The following is a 653-nucleotide window of genomic DNA, read 5'->3' as shown; positions in this document are numbered from 1 at the left end:
CCTTCCAGCACCGGGCAGGTGTCAGCACCTATACATCAGCTTTCGCTTTAGCAGGCACCTGTGTTTGTGGTAAACAGTCGCTTGCGCCTCTCTTGTGCCACTCATTCATGCTCCACGCGTTACTGCCCTTCACACTACATGAGTCCTCCTTTTCCCGAAGTTACGGAGGCATTTTGCCGAGTTCCTTAACGAGGGTTTTCCCGCGCACCTTAGGATTCTCTCCCCGCCTACCTGTGTCGGTTTTGGTACGGGCGATGTGTCTCTACCTAGAAGCTTTTCTCGACAGTGTAGGATCAATCACTTCGCTGTAAACAGCTCGTCATCACATCTCAGCTTTTAGAGTTACGGATTTGCCTATAACTCAACCTACATGCTTAAACACGCACTTCCAATCGCGTGCTGACCTACCTTACTGTGTCACTCCTTCGATCAAACGATTCACACCGGTACAGGAATTTCAACCTGTTGTCCATCGCCTACGCTTTTCCGCCTCGGCTTAGGTCCCGACTTACCCTGAGACGACGATCGTTGCTCAGGAACCCTTAGGCTTTCGGTGGAATGGATTCTCACCATTCTTTTCGCTACTCATACCGACATTCTCACTTCTCACCAGTCCACAACTCCTTACGGTACTGCTTCAATCCGATGAGAAC

The 653-nt window shown here is 50.4% G+C and carries 1 rRNA gene; it reads right to left on the bottom strand.

Annotation, left to right across the window (positions count from 1 at the left end):
* Positions 1-653, bottom strand: a 23S ribosomal RNA gene (locus O3598_RS09505); the annotation flags it as partial.

This window comes from Veillonella atypica, assembly GCF_041431435.1.
Lineage (GTDB): Bacteria > Bacillota > Negativicutes > Veillonellales > Veillonellaceae > Veillonella > Veillonella atypica.
This window is presented reverse-complemented; position numbering and strand designations above follow the sequence as displayed.